Here is a 16036-nt window from a genome sequence, read left to right as displayed (position 1 = left end):
TGACGAGTCCTGGGACCGCATTAAATGGATTATGCTTCTAGTTAGTGTTTAACTAGTGTTCAGGCAGGCATACAGATAAGGCTAAAAACGAAGCCTGAGAGATATAATATAAATAATTTTTGTTTTAACTTACAGTTTAGTTAGTTTCAGAGCTTGTCCAGACAAAAAATAGGAAGGTTTTCACCTGAACATTTAGCACAAAAAAGATTAAAAAAATATTTTGTGTTATAATATTTTCAAATATAGTATCCGTTTATATAGTAGAAGACTAATGTTTAACATAAGTAATTGCTTTTGAGCTAGAGAGCGATTACAGGGCAACGATATAGTTGGGATATATCAAGCAACCTGTTAGTTTATCCTTTTAGGACATAAACAGGTAGAAAATATAGGATAAGAGTATCCAGAAAACCAATGTAAAATCTGTTCACAAAATGCACAGGACCCTCATTCAGAAAATGAATCTCATGTAAAGGAATTTCAAAATGGCAAAACTCAGGAAAACCCATTCTGAGGAAATTCCGATATGGCAAAATAATGGGAACGAATTTTCTGAGAAGAAATTCCAAATGCATGCGAACGGAAAACTGAGCAAATAAGAACCCCACTCAAATCGGCTACCTGGAAGTATAGGTAGCGGAGCTTATGAGAACCCTACTCAGGTTGGTTACCGGAAGGTATAGGTAACGGAAGGTAGCGGAGCGTGAGTCATTCCTCAGAGCGTGAGTCGTTTTTATGTGTATCAGTGAGCATTGCGTTGCCCCAGAAAAACTGCGTGATAACGGAGTTTTAAATGGAGGATTAAAAATGGCAAACGAAGAAATGTTTGACAAGCTTCGCGACTCTATTGTTAATCAGGATATCGCGGGATGTGTACAGTTAACCCAGGAAGCTCTTTCTGCTGGAATCCCAGCACTTGACATTATCACAAAGGGCCTTTCTGCAGGGATGAAGATCGTCGGAGACAAGTTTGAAGCCGCCGAAATCTTCCTGCCCCAGATTATGATGTCTGCAAAAGCAATGAACGGTGCAATGGAAATCCTTACTCCCGAACTTGAGAAGACCAGGAAGGAAGGAGAAGAAACCGGGCTTGCAATCACTTTTGTTGCAGAAGGGGACATCCACGACATCGGACACCGCCTTGTCTCAACCATGCTCGGAGCAAATGGTTTTGATATACTCGACCTCGGAACCGACGTCCTCAACGAGACTGTTGTAGAAGAGGTTGCAAAGCACAAGGGAGAAAAAGTCATTCTTGTAGGTTCCGCCCTTATGACCACCTCAATGCTCGGCCAGAAGGACCTCATGGATCTGCTCAGGGAAGAAAACCTGAGAGACAGTGTAAAGTGCATGTTCGGAGGAGCCCCTGTTTCTGACGGCTGGATCGAAGAAATCGGAGCAGACGCAACCGCAGAGAACGCTGCAGAAGCCGCAAAAGTAGCTCTTGAAGTTATGAAATAAACGGGGGAACCAGACATGACATTTAAAAAATCATTTGATTGCTACGATTTCTACGACAGAGCAAAAGTCGGTGAGAAATGCACCCAGGACGACTGGGACCTCATGACAATTCCCATGAAGTCCATGGAGCTCAAGCAGAAGTACGGGCTTGACTTCAAGGGAGAGATCATCCCTACCGACAAGGACATGATGGGAAAGCTCTTCCAGGCCGGCTTCGACATGCTCCTTGAGTGCGGTATCTACTGTACCGACACCCACAGGATCGTCAAGTACACCGAAGCCGAGATCTGGGATGCAATAAACAATGTCCAGAAGGAATTCACCTTAGGGACTGGCAGGGACGCCGTAAACGTCAGGAAAAGAAGCGTCGGCGACAAGGTAAAGCCCATTATCCAGGGAGGTCCTACCGGGTCCCCGATTTCCGAAGACGTCTTCATGCCGGTCCACATGAGCTACGCCCTTGAAAAGGAAGTCGACACCATTGTGGACGGTGTTATGACCTCCGTTCGCGGAAAGCCGCCAATTCCGGGCAGCCCCTACGAAGTCCTTGCAGCCAAGACCGAAACCAGGCTTATCAAGCAGGCAGCAGCACTTTCCGGCAGACCAGGCATGGGCATATAGGGCCCTGAGACTTCCCTTTCTGCTCAGGGAAACATTGCCTCTGACTGCTACGGCGGCCAGATCTCCTCCGACAGCCACGAAGTCTCCCAGCTCAACGAGCTGAAGATCGACCTTGACGCAATCTCTGTTATCGCCCACTACAAAGGCAACAGCGACATCATCATGGACGAACAGATGCCAATCTTCGGCGGATACGCCGGCGGCATTGAAGAGACCACCATCGTGGACGTTGCAACCCACATCAACGCCATCATCATGAGCAGCGCAAGCTGGCACCTTGACGGCCCTGTCCACATCCGCTGGGGTTCAACCAACACAAGGGAAACCCTGACAATCGCAGGGTGGGCATGTGCAACCATCTCCGAGTTTACAGACATCCTCTCCGGGAACCAGTACTACCCATGCGCTGGCCCCTGTACCGAGATGTGCCTCCTCGAAGCTTCCGCCCAGTCCATGACTGACACAGCATCCGGTAGGGAAATCCTCTCCGGTGTGGCAGCAGCAAAGGGTGTTGTCACCGACAAGACCACAGGTATGGAAGCCAGGATGATGGGAGAAGTCGCAAGGGCAACCGCAGGCATGGACATCGCAGAAGTCAACGGAATCCTCGACAAGCTCGTCGGCCTCTACGAGAAGAACTATGCAAGCGCACCTGCAGGCAAGACCTTCCAGGAATGCTACGACGTTAAGACCGTAACACCCACGGACGAATACATGCAGGTCTACGACGGAGCAAGGAAGCAGCTCGAAGACCTCGGACTCGTATTCTAAACTGACATCCCCAAGGCAATAAACCCGGCCGGCGAGATAGCCTCGTCGGCTAATTTTTTTTTAAAAACATGGGCGAAACCCTTAAATAAGTCAGACACGATTAGTTTGGAATATTTTTAATGAATAGACAACGGAATGCAAAAAAACACTGTTTAAAAACATATCGGGGGATATGAGAAAATGGACATCTGGACTATCATAAACGGTATGATATATCTCCTTGCTTTTGCATTGATGGCCTGGGTTTTGCTGGACGCCAGCAAGATTTCAAAAAGAAGCTGAATGAGAGAGGGATAAAATGTCTGAAAACTCTGAATCTGCCAGCTTAGTGAAGACTCTGCGCCCATTCCACGTATGGGCTCTTGGAGTCGGGATCGTGCTGGTCGGAGAGTACATGGGCTGGAACTTCACCGTCGCAAAAGGAGGAGTTCTGGGTTCCCTGCTTGCCATGCTGGTTGCAGGAACCATGTATGTTATAATTTCTCTCTGTGCCAGTGAACTCGGATCGGCCACAAAACTTGCAGGAGGACCCTACGATTGGGCAAGGTTATTTATAGGACCCGGAGCAGCCGCCAGTGTCGGGCTTGCGGTGTATATGGAATACATCGCTCTTGAAGCTGCGGATGCTATTGTGGTCGCTTTTATTGCGTCGGAGGTATTTCCACAGTTACAGGTTTTCCCTGTGACGCTGCTAGTTATTGCACTATTGACATTTATTAACTACCGGGGTGTGGTTGCAGCTTTAACCCTGAACTTCTTCCTGACCATGATAGCCTTTATTGCAATTGTGGTATTCTTCTTCGCAACCGCCTTCGGAACAGTGGACATTCACCCTGAATATCTCTTCCAGGGGGCTTTGCCAAACGGCATGATAGGCCTATTTGCAGCGTTGCAATTCGGGCCGTGGTTCTACCTGGGAATAGAAGGGGCAGCGATGTGTGCCGAAGAATGTAAGCACCCGTCAAGGGCAGTCCCGCTCGGGCAGCAGGCAGGGATGATCACCCTCCTGATAGGAGCAGCTATGACCCTATACCTCTGTTCAGTGCTGATCCCCGCGAACATGCTAGGGGTTTCCGTGTATCCGCTCTTTGAAGCGGCACAGAACAGCGGCATATTAATCTTCATCGCCCTCCTGGGACTCGGGACACTCCTTACCTGCCTTGCAAGTGCAAACGGTTGTGTTTGTGACTCGTCACGCTCCTGGTTTGCACTCTCCAGAGACCACTACGTATCTTCCTGGTTCTCGGCGGTGCACCCGAAGTATAACACCCCTTACAGGGCTGTGATCTTCACAATGCCGGTAGCAATCGGCTTTGCTTTCAGCGGTTTCCTGGACCAGGTCATTACCTTCTCCATCGTCTCGGGGCTGCTCTGCTATGTGCTGATCCCGTTTGCCCTGATCCGCTTCAGGACCCTCTTCCCGGAGACAACAAGCAAAGTCCGTCCCTTTGCAGGACCCCTCCAGCCCTACATCGCCTACTTTGCAATCGCAATTGCCATTACGATCCTTTCAACCCTCTTCTGGGGCTACAAGTATAACCTGATCTTCGGGTTCGTATTCTACGGCATTGCGTACTTCTACTTCAGCCACAAGCACAAGACTTCAAAGGCAGAAAACAACTGGGCTGAAATGGGCTGGCCCGAACCCAGAGGGTCAGAAAATGCGAGGATAGGACAGGAGGTGATTGGAGTTGAGTTCAGCAAAGATTAACCAGGAGATGGAAAGCAAGTACCACAGCAAACTGACAGGAGACAGTATCCTGGTTGCAGGAATGCTCTTACTGCTTGTAAGTGTGGAACTCTTTGTGATCAGTAAGATCCTGGGGGCTACATGGGAGATAGCTTCGGACTTCTTCTATCTCTATGTGATCTTCTTCGGGCTGATAGTTGTAGTCGAAACGATAGGTTGCCTGCGGGTACGTGACTCCATCAAGAAGCACATGTTTGAGTTCGCCTACTATGATTGAGGAGGCTGAAAGAAATGGCAGAAATTACCAAAAAAGAAAAAAGTGCCCTTGCAGAGGCCTTTGATATCATATTCATCTTCGTCCTGGCTTTCGCTTGCGTCGTGGTTCCCACGGTGCTCCAGGGAGCAGTGCTCGTTTCCTGGGACGAAGGTGGAGCAGGCATAGGCTTCGTCTGGGACCCGGTCGGCTTCTTCAGCTTCGTGCTTGTAATCATCGCATTCTTTGTGGTAATCCTCCACCACTCGGTGAAGCACTACAAGTACTGAAGAATAGATGTAATGAATTAAAAAATAGTAATGAATTGAAGAATAGACTGTTGAACTGCCTGAAAGAGGGTTCAGGCAGTCAACGTTTTTTTTGAAATTCTGGTTTTGAAATTCTGGCTTTTGTAATTTCCCGGCAGATCCGACTGTTTTAATAGAACTGCTTCAAAAGCCCGATTATTAGATAAGCAAGATCTCCCTGAACCAGGAGGGATTCAGGGAATTTTGAGGGAGTTTTTGTGGAATTTTAAAGGCGACTCCCGAAGGAAGGGCACCTGCTCAAGGGAATTCAGGCCCTTTACCATTCAATAGAGATATTTTCGGACCCTTCTACGGACATCCGTAGAACCCGGGCCCTGATATCCCTTTACAGAAGGTATTTTCGGACCTCTAGTATCCTGAGGAGCCCCATACCCAAGAAGTACCTTATGTTATACTAAAACACAATTATATAAATAAATTTCGCCATGGATTTTAAAATGTTGAAACATAGTATATATATTTTGTGTATTTGACATTTTGAAAACCAAATAGTATATATAATAGAGCACTGAAGCTTGATAAAAGACCGAAAGTATTAAAAACAAATGCCCCACAAATAAAAAAAATTAAGAGAAATGAGAAATGAGGTACTCCAGCTGGATCCTTTCGTTTGCTGCAACCACCATACAGGCATCAGCCTCTGCAATTTTCACCAGCAGACGGGCAATATTCTCATCCGGCCCCCCGGAATCTGTCAGGGCTTCAGAGAGCCCCTCAAGGATCTCAATTCCGGAAAACCCCTTTTCTATAAGCATTTCGTCAATGAGCTTGCGCCCCCGGGCAAAGTCCCCGGAAAGAGCGGCGTCAAGCAGTTCATCTATTGTTTCATCCCTGCCTTTAACAGTAACCTCGTAGACGATCTCCTCCGTAATTTCGGCTCCCTCAGCCCTGAGAAAAGCAAGCTGAAGAGTCTGGACAGCCCTTGCAACATTCCCTCTTGCAAAATAGAGGAACGCATCCAGGCTCCCTTCCGAACAGTTGAGCCCTTCGGCCTCAGCGATCTTCTCAAGATAGGGTTTCAGAGAGGTATCAGAGACATAGGTGAAAAAGAGCTGTAAGCCCCTGGAACGAAGAGGGGGGATCAGTTTTGAAGGCCGTGTTGTGGAGAGAACGAAGCGGCAGGTGGAAGTGTACTTCTCCATGATGCGCCTGAGGGCATGCTGGGCATCGGAACTCAGGGACTCAGCGTTGTCAATGTAAATGAGCTTGTAGTCCGCATCAAGAGGAGCCATTCCTGCGTATTCGTTAATGATTTGCTTGAAAATCTCGATTACGCTTTTGTAGATCTTTTTCGGGTCATCGGTCCCGATAATCCGGACAAAACGCCTATCCCGGACAAGGTAACGTTTACCCTGGTCGAAAAAGTCCGAGGCATTGAAATAGGTAAAGTTGTTTTTCCAGGTTTCCCCGTAAAGTTCCCGGGCAAGGGCAAGAGCCGCAGTTGTTTTTCCCGAATTTTCCGGACCGTGGAAAACAAGGTGGGGCAGATTCCCGGACTGCAGCAGCTCGGAGAGGGTATCCACCGAATGTTCGTTTCCAAGCAGTTCTTCCAGGGCAGCGGCCCTGTATTTCAACGTCCAGAGATCCTGCATCTTAGCACCTCGTTATTTTGCTTTCCTTCGATCCGTTTATTTGTGGTTCTGGGATTCGCTTTGTCCGTTTTTTCGCAATTCTATTCGCTTTTCTGCGATTCTTTTGCCCACTTTCTTGCAATTCATTTTATTCACTTTTCTGCAATCAACCTTTTCTGCGGCCCTTATTTATTTTCCATAAAGCACGGTTCACTCATCAGCGGAAATTTCCCCTTTACGAGCGGCGGAGGCGTCACCTGCTTCGAGCATTTCCTTAATCACCACTCCGTAGACCGGTCTTGCAATCACCACACCGATGAACACACCGATGATTGTGGTTATGGCAAAGCCCTTCAGGGCTCCAAAGCCCATCACGACCAGGGGGGACATGGCAATAATAGTGGTTGCAGCAGCTCCGAAAATGATTCCGAAGGCTTTCCCGATCCTTGAGACAAAGACCTTTGTTGGGGGAAGCTTGCCTTCATAAAGCACCTCGTCGGTGATGATAACCAGGTGGTCAATCCCTGTCCCTATGGCTGCGATGATACCTGCTATTGCTGCCAGGTCCATCTGCCAGCCGATGGCTGCAGCCACCCCGAGGATCATTATCACTTCACTGATGGAAGTCCCTACCATTGGTATGAGAATCTCAGGTCTCCTGTACCTGCGGAAGACCACTCCTGCCACGGCTAAAAGGGAAAGGAGACCTGCAATCAGGGCTTCGGTCTTGAACTGCTCACCAAGAGCTGCATCCACATGCCCGGAACCCACAAGCACCACGTTCACAGGGAGAGCCCCTGCCCTGAGGTGTATCTGGAGCGCCTGAGCCTGAGCCTTGGCTTCCTCATCGCCACCGGTGGAAGCTTGCCAGGAGTAGATAGGAGCTTCTTTTAGCTGGGATGCGGCGGAATAGCTAAGGGGAGCGCTGTAGACCACGTTTTCGTCCAGGTACATGGTAAGGTAGTGAGCACTCGGGTTGTCCACTGCCCCGGTTTCAATTGCGACTTTCTGGAGGGCGAGCGCCCCGGCCTCGTTCAGGGTAAAGGGTGTATTCCACTGGTTGTCGTGGAAACCGGGTATCCCTACGCTTACTATGGAATCCCCGTAAAGCACGTGCCGGGTCTCAGTTCCTGTAGTATTGATCCTGATCTCGAATTTTCCGGGCTTTTCGGCAATGTCCTTTGCGGTTGCCAGGTCTATGCCTGCAAAGTCAATGAGGATGTAGTCTTCCCCGACCGTCCGGACAGGGATATCTTTCAGGCCGAGGGCGTTGAGCTTGTCGTTCAGGATGTCCCGGGTCAGGTCCCGGGTCTGCACACTTACCCCTTCCTTGTAGCTGGAAGTCCCGTCTTCGTTCTTGAGGATTGAACCGCCTACCTTTGCCATCAGGGCTTCGAGTTCCTCTTCGGAAACAGCAGTCCTGATTTCATAGACAAGCCCTTCCCCTTCGTCAAAAGTAATGACTTCGGAATCCAGAGAGCTTGCCAGGTAGAGCCGGATCAGGCTTTCCTTGCTGGTAAAGATGGTGACCTGGGTGGTCTCCTGGTTCAGCCGATCCACACTTACCCGCCCGATTTCCAGGAGCTCGAGTTCGGAGCTGCTGACCGGGACATCCGTGGTGAACGTAATGGAGTTTTCAGCTTCTGAAAGGCCGTTTCCTTCCAGCTTGTTTTCCGTTATTGTGATGGGGGCTCCGATGACCGGTTCCACCATTTCACTTACAATCATCCCGGAATCCGCGTCCACCTGAGCCAGAGCACCCTGTAGTTTGATCTGGAGCCAGGAACCGCCTTCCAGGTCAAGCCCGTAGTTCAGGTTTGAGGTCGTGCCTTCTCCCGAGGTATATCCTGGGTGGATTGCAATAATGGAAGCCAGCAGGGCAATAATAAAGATGATAACTCTCACGTTTTTAAAGAGACTTTTTGCGTCGCTCATCTGTTAAACCTCCCTCTGAATTCGGGTTTCAGGACATACCAGCGCAAAATTCCCGTGTTCAGGAGCCAGGTGTTCATCAGGTCCGCAGCCAGCCCTATGATCAGGACGCTGGAAATCTGCGAGAGCAGGGTTATCTGCGTGAATGAGGGGATAACCAGGTAGGGGAAAGTGGAGACAACGTACATCACTACGAGGGCTGCAAGGGTTGTGGAGGTCATGGTAATCCCGGTCTGCATGGCCCTGGAAACCTTCTCTTCCACCGTACCTCTGCGCTTCAGCACCCTGTTAGTAAGCAGGATGTCACTGTCCACGGAATAACCGATAAGCATAAGGAGGGCTGCAACTGTCCCCAGGGAAAGCTCGATCCCTGCAATCCGCATGAAAGCTGCGGCAATCACTATGTCCGAGAGAGCCGAAAGTACCACTGCAAAAGAGGGGACAGGGCTCCTGAAGATCAGGAAGACCACAATAGCCATCCCGATAAAGGAGATTAAAAGGGCCTGAAGAGCCTGGACCTGCAGGTCTTTTCCGTACACCGGCCCTATCTGCTTGATTTCCACATTGGAATAACGGCCCATTACATCGTCTTCTAGCTGGCGCTGTTCCTCATTATCCATGACACCGAACTGCATGATAACCCTGTTACCTGCCTGCCGGGCATCCATTATCGGATAATCGGAATACAGTTCTTCAAGCTCAGCAGGGGAATCGGTTGTTCCCATCGAAATCTGGGTACCTCCCTGGAACTCCATGCCCAGGAGCAAAGGCGACCCGCTGCTTGCGAAAGAAACCAGCAGTATCGCTAAAGAAACCGCGAATACTGCAAGAGGAATTGCCAGCAACTGGCGATTATCGTGACCCTTCACGAAGGAATCTAAAAAATCGGTAAAACCTGTTGCCATAATTAAATACTCCGGATGAATGCATCTATTATTTCCTTGAACTTATCCGAATCTGTTTTTATAATCCAAATTGATAAGCCGAATTGAGAATCCATTATAATTCAAATCTGTAATTCAAATCTATAATTCAAATCTATAATCCAGATTTATAATTCAAATCTATAATCCAGATTTATAATTCAAATCTATAATCCAGATTTATAATTCAAATCTATAATTCAAATCTATAATCCAGATTTATAATCCGAGTTTGTAGTACTAAACATACCCGGTAATCCCGGACTCGTCCGGAAAAAAATTCCGATTGCGGTTCCGGAAATAAGTGATCAACACATCTTAATAATGCTGATGAATTTAATCTGTTTCAATTCTGTACTCTCATCGATTATATCAATTCTTCCTCTCTAAAGCAAAGATTCATTTCATTTAAAATTAATCTCAAAAATGGCACAAGTCCTAACGTCACAACTATATATACGAGTTACTGTTCATTAAAAATAATGACAGAAAGACCATCCCTTGACGAATATTTCCTCGAAATCGCCTTCGTGGTAGGCAAACGGGCCACCTGCCTCAGGAACAACGTGGGGGCGGTGATCGTCCGGGACAAGCGCATCCTTTCAACCGGATACAATGGTGCCCCAAGCGGCATGGACCACTGCCTGGATATAGGCTGCATCCGGGAAATGGAAAACATCCCGTCGGGCACGCGGCACGAGAAATGCCGGGCAGTGCATGCGGAGCAAAATGCCATTATACAGGCTGCACTCCACGGCGTGAGCATTGCCGGGGCAACCCTCTACTGCACCCACCAACCCTGTATCCTCTGCGCAAAAATGATAATCAATTCAAACATCAAAAAAGTCGTGTACGCAACCCCTTACCCGGACAGCGATTCCCTGAACTATTTCAGGGATGCGGGAGTGGAAGTCGAGTACATCTCCTTTGAAGGAGAAAAAAAATCGGACTGAAAAGGAGAAAAGCCCGGCTTTTCAACTTATTTTTTCAGCTTATTTTTTCAAAAGGCAGCGTAACCCTTTTTTGATAACGTCAAATTCTTCCGGACGGTACATTTCCCGGATTCCCGGATAGTTCTCACAATAATAATCAAGACCCCTGATAACGACCACAGGAACGCCACCGTTGCCTTCCCCCATCAGGAGGTTTGCGGCCCCTGCAAGCTCATCAGCAACCGCTTCCTCGGAAATCTCCAGGGTTTTCCCAAAGAGGTCTTTTTCCCCGATCCAGCGCTTGACAGGTTTTATTTTGTAGAGCCCGATGGCAACCCCTGTCTGCCCGACCTTGAAAGCCCGACCGTTAGTGTCCGTGACAATCACGCTGAGCTTTTTCCTGCTAAGGGTTTCAATCCTCTCTCCGATTTTTGCGGCACTGATGTCCGGATTTTCCGGAGTGTTCAGCAGCAGCTCACCCTCGACGTTTGAGTCGTCAATCCCCGCATTTACGCAGGTGTGCCCTGCAAGAGTCGTTGCAAGAATGAAAGGGGCCTCTACAAGGACTTCCCTGCTCCGGGAAAGGACCGCCTGGACAAAACGCGGATCCTGCCCGTTCCGGGATGCAAGCTCAAGTGCCCGTTCCCCGGGGGTGATGTCCTCAAGCCTGAAAGTCAGCCCTTCGGCTTTTCCGACTATTGTGGAGGCGATGATAACTATGTCCCGGTCCTCAAGAACGATATTTTCACAGATAATGGAGGGGAGGTCATCCCCCCTCAGAATCAGGGGGATATTTTCTACGGCTATGGCTTCGAATTTCAAGCAGGTTCCTCAAAGTTTTGTTCGGGTTGTAAGAGTGTTAATAGTAGACATAGAAATGATATGGGAAAGGTATGCAATGGATATATGAGAGTCATATGAAAGACATATGATGAGATATTTAAAGCGGATTAAAGCATTCCCACAGTTGAGAATAATTTTGATCAGTAAAGGCACTAAACATAAATAAGACCATCTATATACTACTTTTTGCGGCGATGATGAGAGTTACCCCGACCGAGCAAAGTATGACGAGAACTATTTCCTGATGCCGCACTTTTCTCCAACTTTACAGGCCCATACCTCAGGTCAGGGCTTCAAGGCCATAACTGCATCTAAGGTTAATTGCCACCTTGTTTACCCTTAGTTTCACATTACAAATTTCAGCTATTGCCAGCTATTGCCAGCTATTGCCAGCTAATGCCAGCTAATGCCAGCTGAAAATCCGATACATTTGAGCATTCTTATTTAGTTTGCCGTCCAAAACTTTCAGGGTGAAAAAATGAGTCAGTATGACCTTGACGTAATAATAAAGAAAATTCAGGACAAAAGCCCCTTCGAACATAAAGAAAACAAAAGGAGCAGACCGAGAACCCTGAAAATCATCATATCCAGGCTTTATTACTCCCAGAGCTATACAAAAGAACCCCAGGCAACCCGGGAAAAGGTTACGCAACTTTTACTCGACCACGGGCAGTTCAGCAAAGAAGAAATAGATAAAATCTTCGAGCACGCATCCAGGCGGCAGACCACCGATTATTCGGAAGAATTCCTGAAACAGCATCCGGAACTTGTAAAAGCCAAAGCCTCGAAAGACAAAGGGGCTCCTGATAATAAGGGAATAGAAGAAGAAAACCCCGAAGAAATAACATATCTTTTCCCTCGTTATGCATGAATAGATTGAAAAAATCAAAAAAGAAATTAATGAAAACTAAAGACCTGATGAAAAAGTAGGGACCAAAAAGAGGTTTCCCTAAGTCACCGGGTCTTTTTGAAAATTACTCGACATCTATCTTTTTCTTGGGCTCTTCTAGCTGGAGTTTCGGAATCATTATCGTCAGGACTCCGTTTTCCATTTTTGCGGTGGCGTTTTCGTCCGTAACGTTGGTTGGCAGGCGGACCGCCCGGTAAAAGCGCGTGTAAGCCCGCTCCCGGCGCAGGTAACCTTCTTCTTCGGTTTCCTTTTCCCGGCCGCATTTTGCGCTTATCTCAAGCATGTCTTCTTTTACGTTTATTTCAATATCTTTCTTATCGACTCCCGGAAGGTCAGTGGTAACTACGAGTTTGTTAGCTTCTTCCATGATGTCAATAGCAGGAGCGTATACTTTACCCCCGGCCCACTCTTCAACTGGCATGAACTCTTCAAACAGCTGGTTCAGGCGATCCTGTGTCCTCTTGATCTCATCAAACGGGTCCCAGCGTACGGGACCTCCGGAAGGTCTTCTGACAGGCCATCTAACCATAAAAATACCCCCTTAAATGAAGTGATAACGTTCAATATTTGAATACATTGAGAGCAAATATATAGGTTTTCTGAGAAAATATAATTAGAATGCTAAGATAAAAGAGAAGAAATGGCAAAAAAATGGCAAAAAAGAAAAAGCTATTAAAGAAAAAAAGTTCCCGAAATTCGGGAACGTAAAAAATAAAAACAGGATCTAAGGCAATTATTCAGCCAGAGGCAATTATTCAGCCTTTATAAGCATCCCGACAAGGTCCGAAGCTTTCACAATGCCCATGGAACCATTTTTAACAGACTCCTCATCAAAAGCCCCTGCTTCATCCGGATCTTCCTTATCGGTCCTGTAGACCGCAAAAGGTACAGGGTCCGGAGTATGGGTCTTTAAGGAGATGGGAGTCGGGTGGTCGGGCATTACAAGGATGGTAAAAGACTCTTCAGAGGCTTTGGCATGCTCTAGGATGGGAGCGACGATCCTGCTGTCAAAATCCTCAACAGCTTTTAACTTCTTCTCAAGGCTTCCTTCGTGCCCTGCCTCATCCGGAGCTTCTACATGGACAAAAACGAGATCCCGGGACTCAAAAGCTTCGATTGCGGCGCGGGCTTTTCCCTCATAGTTTGTGTCCAGGTAACCGGTGGCTCCCGGGACTTCTATTACGTCCAGCCCTGCATAGATCCCTATCCCTTTCAGGAGGTCCACCGCCGAGATCACGGCTCCGGTCTTCCCGTAAAGCTCCCTGAAGGATGTGAACTGCGGGGCATGCCCCTGGCCCCAGACCCAGATGGAATTGGCCGGGTTTTTGCCTTCCTCGGCTCTCTTCAGGTTCACCGGGTGCAGTTCCAGAATCTCCATGGAAGCCTCCATAAGGTCCCTGAAGAAATCCTCTTCCTCTCCTTTCGGGAGATGTTCCGCCGCCCTTTCCCCTGTCACATCGTGAGGAGGGGTGCATTCCATTTCGATACCCTTGTCCCCTCTTGCGACCAGAAGGTGCCTGTAGCTAATTCCGGGGTAGAACTTAAGCTCCTCAGTTCTTAATTCTGAATCAAGGGTCTCGACAAGGGTTTTCGCTTCATCACTGCTTATGTGTCCTGCACTGTAATCCTTTACTAATCCGTTTTCAATTGTCACGAGGTTGCACCTGAAAGCCACATCGTCCGCGGCAAGAGCCACTCCCATGCTTGCAGCTTCCAGGGGAGCCCGACCGGAATAGTAGACTGCGGGGTCATAACCGATAATGGACATGTTTGCCACATCACTGCCGGGGGGAAAGCCTTCCGGTACGGTTCTTGCAAGCCCTGCTTTTCCGCGGGCTGCGATGGAATCCATAGCTGGAGTACTGGCTGCCTGGAGGATTGTCTTTCCACCCAGATCCTCAATAGGATAATCCGCCATTCCGTCTCCTATAAGTACGGCGTATTTCATTGCTTCACCTGTGTTTACTGTTTTACTCTCTTTCACTTGGGGATAAGATATATCCCTTTCTACCGTCCCCTTCTACAAGGCACTGCAAAGCCTGCCTGCAGGAGATTTTCCGAGATTTCAATCCTGCACTTTGCTACACTTTGTTTTACACAAATGTTATAATATAGTACCTATATCCTATACAGGAAATGCTTGCAGCGTAAATTATATTAATCTGCAAAAAGAGCTGGCATGTAAATGCCCGTTCAGAAAAAAACCGTATCAGAGAAAGGCAAACTGCAAACATGACAGATAAGCATTGAATAAATTCCAGCATTGAATAAATTTCAGAGAATGATGCTAATTAGAATAACCCTATTAAAAATAAATCATTAAAAGATTCAAATTAAAATACTTTTATTTAAATCCTGAAATGTGATTCGATCATGAGACTTGTGATGAAATTTGGAGGAAGTTCCGTCGGCGACGGAAAGAAGATCCGTCATGTTGCCCAGCTCCTCATGAAGTACTATGAAGAAGGCAACCAGATCGTGGTGGTAACTTCGGCACTCGGTGGAGTGACCGATATGCTCATGGAAAATGCGAACTTTGCTTCCACAAAGGGCAAAGTAACTCTTGTGAAGGAGTTTAAGACAGAGCTGACAAACAAACACCACGAAGCCGTTAAGGAAGCTATTGACAACCCCAAAATCGCAGAAGAAGTCCTCCAGATCCTTGACATCCGCATTGACGAACTTGAAAAAGCTCTGATCGGGATCTGCTACCTGGGAGAACTTACTCCAAGGTCCATTGACTACATATCATCCTACGGGGAACGCCTGGCAGCCCCTATCATATCAGGAGCAATCCGCTCTCTTGGAGTCTCCTCCACGGAATACACGGGAGGCGAAGCCGGGATCATAACCACTGGAGATTACGGAAACGCCCGGCCTCTTGAAAAGACCTACGAATTGGTGGAAAAGCGGCTGGGCTGCCGGCTTGAGTCCCAGATCCAGGTGGTCACAGGCTTTATCGGGGAAAACGAGGACGGGATCATTACGACCCTTGGCCGGAGCGGCTCGGACTTCTCGGCATCCATCCTTGGCGCTTCCCTGAAAGTTGATGAAATTTGGCTCTGGAAAGAAGTAAACGGAATCATGACCACCGACCCAAGGATCGTGCCCGAAGCCAAGACCATCCCCAGGATTTCCTACTCCGAAGCCATGGAACTTTCCTACTTCGGGGCAAACGTGCTCCACCCGCGGTCAATCGAACCTGCGATGCGCGAGCACATCCCTGTCCGGGTCAAGAACACTTTCGACCCCCTGTTCGAAGGCACCCTTGTGGTCGCGGACAAGTTCCAGTGCAGGCACGTGGTAAAGGCGGTAAGCCTGATCAAGAACGTAGCTCTTATCAACATCTCAGGGGCCGAAATGGCAGGCACCATAGGCACCGTTGCAAGGCTCTTTACCACCCTTGCAAGCGCAGGCGTGAACATCGTCATGATCAGCCAGGGCTCTTCCGAGTCCAACCTCTCCTTCGTGGTCAGCGAAGCCCATGTGGAAAAGGCCGTAAAAGCCCTCCACAGGGAGTTTAACCGAAAAATCATCCGGGAAATCATTTCGGACAAAGAAGTCTGCGTGGTTGCCGTGGTAGGCGCGGGCATGGCCGGGACCCCGGGAGTGGCAAAGCGAGTCTTTGGGGCTCTGGGGAATTCCATGATCAACATCATCATGATCAGCCAGGGCTCTTCCCAGTACAACATTTCCTTCGTGGTCCGGGAAAAAGACGCGATCCCCGCGGTCAGGACCCTGCATCAGGAATTCGAACTTTACAACGGAAACGGGATCTAATATCAAATTTGAACGGCACG

At 48.3% G+C, this 16036-nt stretch carries 13 protein-coding genes and 1 pseudogene; 8 read left to right on the top strand and 6 right to left on the bottom strand.

Annotation, left to right across the window (positions count from 1 at the left end; translation table 11 throughout):
* Positions 1-807 precede the first annotated feature (807 nt).
* The 5 genes and pseudogenes from ACSAZK_RS10665 to ACSAZK_RS10645 all read left to right on the top strand — a co-directional run bounded on the left by ACSAZK_RS10665 (position 808) and on the right by ACSAZK_RS10645 (position 5086).
* Positions 808-1461: a methyltransferase cognate corrinoid protein gene (locus ACSAZK_RS10665; protein WP_440954120.1), complete on the top strand. Its 654-nt coding sequence runs from the start codon at positions 808-810 to the stop codon at positions 1459-1461.
* Between the two features lie 15 nt (positions 1462-1476).
* Positions 1477-2853: pseudogene (locus tag ACSAZK_RS10660) on the top strand (monomethylamine:corrinoid methyltransferase).
* A gap of 298 nt (positions 2854-3151) precedes the next feature.
* Entirely contained in the window at positions 3152-4564 is a 1413-nt protein-coding gene (locus tag ACSAZK_RS10655; protein WP_440954119.1) for an APC family permease, read from the top strand.
* Positions 4545-4820 (top strand): monomethylamine permease, encoded by a 276-nt coding sequence (locus tag ACSAZK_RS10650; RefSeq protein WP_231582841.1) that lies wholly within the window; start codon positions 4545-4547, stop codon positions 4818-4820. Before ACSAZK_RS10655 ends, ACSAZK_RS10650 begins: the two co-directional genes overlap by 20 nt.
* A 14-nt stretch (positions 4821-4834) precedes the next feature.
* Positions 4835-5086, top strand: a complete 252-nt coding sequence (locus tag ACSAZK_RS10645) for an efflux RND transporter permease subunit (protein WP_048183966.1) — start codon at positions 4835-4837, stop codon at positions 5084-5086.
* 605 nt (positions 5087-5691) lie between these two features.
* Here the strand turns inward: ACSAZK_RS10645 and ACSAZK_RS10640 are convergent.
* The 3 genes from ACSAZK_RS10640 to ACSAZK_RS10630 form a co-directional block, all read right to left on the bottom strand.
* On the bottom strand, positions 5692-6717 hold the full coding sequence (locus ACSAZK_RS10640) for an AAA family ATPase (RefSeq protein WP_440954118.1): 1026 nt from the start codon (positions 6715-6717) through the stop codon (positions 5692-5694).
* Positions 6718-6906: 189 nt separating this feature from the next.
* Positions 6907-8631, bottom strand: a complete 1725-nt coding sequence (locus tag ACSAZK_RS10635) for a preprotein translocase subunit SecD (RefSeq protein ID WP_440954117.1) — start codon at positions 8629-8631, stop codon at positions 6907-6909.
* A complete protein-coding gene (locus ACSAZK_RS10630) occupies positions 8628-9533 on the bottom strand; it encodes a protein translocase subunit SecF (RefSeq protein ID WP_440954116.1) in 906 nt (301 codons plus the stop codon). The genes ACSAZK_RS10635 and ACSAZK_RS10630 overlap by 4 nt, the downstream gene beginning before the upstream one ends.
* A 500-nt stretch (positions 9534-10033) precedes the next feature.
* Here ACSAZK_RS10630 and ACSAZK_RS10625 point away from each other — a divergent pair, with 500 nt between their 5' ends.
* Positions 10034-10504: a deoxycytidylate deaminase gene (locus ACSAZK_RS10625; RefSeq protein ID WP_440954115.1), complete on the top strand. Its 471-nt coding sequence runs from the start codon at positions 10034-10036 to the stop codon at positions 10502-10504.
* Between the two features lie 39 nt (positions 10505-10543).
* On the opposite strand, the gene ACSAZK_RS10620 is transcribed toward ACSAZK_RS10625, so the two are convergent.
* Complete coding sequence (locus ACSAZK_RS10620) at positions 10544-11305, bottom strand: coenzyme F420-0:L-glutamate ligase (protein WP_440954114.1); 762 nt, start codon at positions 11303-11305, stop codon at positions 10544-10546.
* A 499-nt stretch (positions 11306-11804) separates the two neighbouring features.
* Here ACSAZK_RS10620 and ACSAZK_RS10615 point away from each other — a divergent pair, with 499 nt between their 5' ends.
* Positions 11805-12197 (top strand): hypothetical protein, encoded by a 393-nt coding sequence (locus tag ACSAZK_RS10615; protein WP_440954113.1) that lies wholly within the window; start codon positions 11805-11807, stop codon positions 12195-12197.
* Between the two features lie 103 nt (positions 12198-12300).
* Here the strand turns inward: ACSAZK_RS10615 and ACSAZK_RS10610 are convergent, their stop codons facing one another.
* A complete protein-coding gene (locus ACSAZK_RS10610; RefSeq protein ID WP_440954112.1) occupies positions 12301-12765 on the bottom strand; it encodes an Hsp20/alpha crystallin family protein in 465 nt (154 codons plus the stop codon).
* Between the two features lie 222 nt (positions 12766-12987).
* A complete protein-coding gene (locus tag ACSAZK_RS10605) occupies positions 12988-14184 on the bottom strand; it encodes a cofactor-independent phosphoglycerate mutase (protein ID WP_440954111.1) in 1197 nt (398 codons plus the stop codon).
* A 425-nt stretch (positions 14185-14609) separates the two neighbouring features.
* On the opposite strand from ACSAZK_RS10605, the gene ACSAZK_RS10600 reads away from it, so the two are divergent.
* Positions 14610-16016, top strand: a complete 1407-nt coding sequence (locus ACSAZK_RS10600; RefSeq protein ID WP_440954110.1) for an aspartate kinase — start codon at positions 14610-14612, stop codon at positions 16014-16016.
* Positions 16017-16036: the final 20 nt, after the last annotated feature.

The organism is Methanosarcina sediminis (assembly GCF_052056915.1).
In the GTDB taxonomy this organism is placed as follows: Archaea; Halobacteriota; Methanosarcinia; order Methanosarcinales; family Methanosarcinaceae; genus MTP4.
The sequence above is the reverse complement of the archived record's forward strand: the minus strand, read 5'-3'. Positions and strand labels throughout refer to the sequence as shown.

Bases quoted from the DNA above. Each gene is read 5' to 3' on its own strand.
- ACSAZK_RS10640 (WP_440954118.1), bottom strand. From the start codon at position 6,717: ATGCAGGATCTCTGGACGTTGAAATACAGGGCCGCTGCCCTGGAAGAA.
- ACSAZK_RS10625 (WP_440954115.1), top strand. From the start codon at position 10,034: ATGACAGAAAGACCATCCCTTGACGAATATTTCCTCGAAATCGCCTTC.
- ACSAZK_RS10610 (WP_440954112.1), bottom strand. From the start codon at position 12,765: ATGGTTAGATGGCCTGTCAGAAGACCTTCCGGAGGTCCCGTACGCTGG.
- ACSAZK_RS10635 (WP_440954117.1), bottom strand. From the start codon at position 8,631: ATGAGCGACGCAAAAAGTCTCTTTAAAAACGTGAGAGTTATCATCTTT.
- ACSAZK_RS10615 (WP_440954113.1), top strand. From the start codon at position 11,805: ATGAGTCAGTATGACCTTGACGTAATAATAAAGAAAATTCAGGACAAA.
- ACSAZK_RS10605 (WP_440954111.1), bottom strand. From the start codon at position 14,184: ATGAAATACGCCGTACTTATAGGAGACGGAATGGCGGATTATCCTATT.
- ACSAZK_RS10630 (WP_440954116.1), bottom strand. From the start codon at position 9,533: ATGGCAACAGGTTTTACCGATTTTTTAGATTCCTTCGTGAAGGGTCAC.
- ACSAZK_RS10600 (WP_440954110.1), top strand. From the start codon at position 14,610: ATGAGACTTGTGATGAAATTTGGAGGAAGTTCCGTCGGCGACGGAAAG.
- ACSAZK_RS10665 (WP_440954120.1), top strand. From the start codon at position 808: ATGGCAAACGAAGAAATGTTTGACAAGCTTCGCGACTCTATTGTTAAT.
- ACSAZK_RS10655 (WP_440954119.1), top strand. From the start codon at position 3,152: ATGTCTGAAAACTCTGAATCTGCCAGCTTAGTGAAGACTCTGCGCCCA.
- ACSAZK_RS10645 (WP_048183966.1), top strand. From the start codon at position 4,835: ATGGCAGAAATTACCAAAAAAGAAAAAAGTGCCCTTGCAGAGGCCTTT.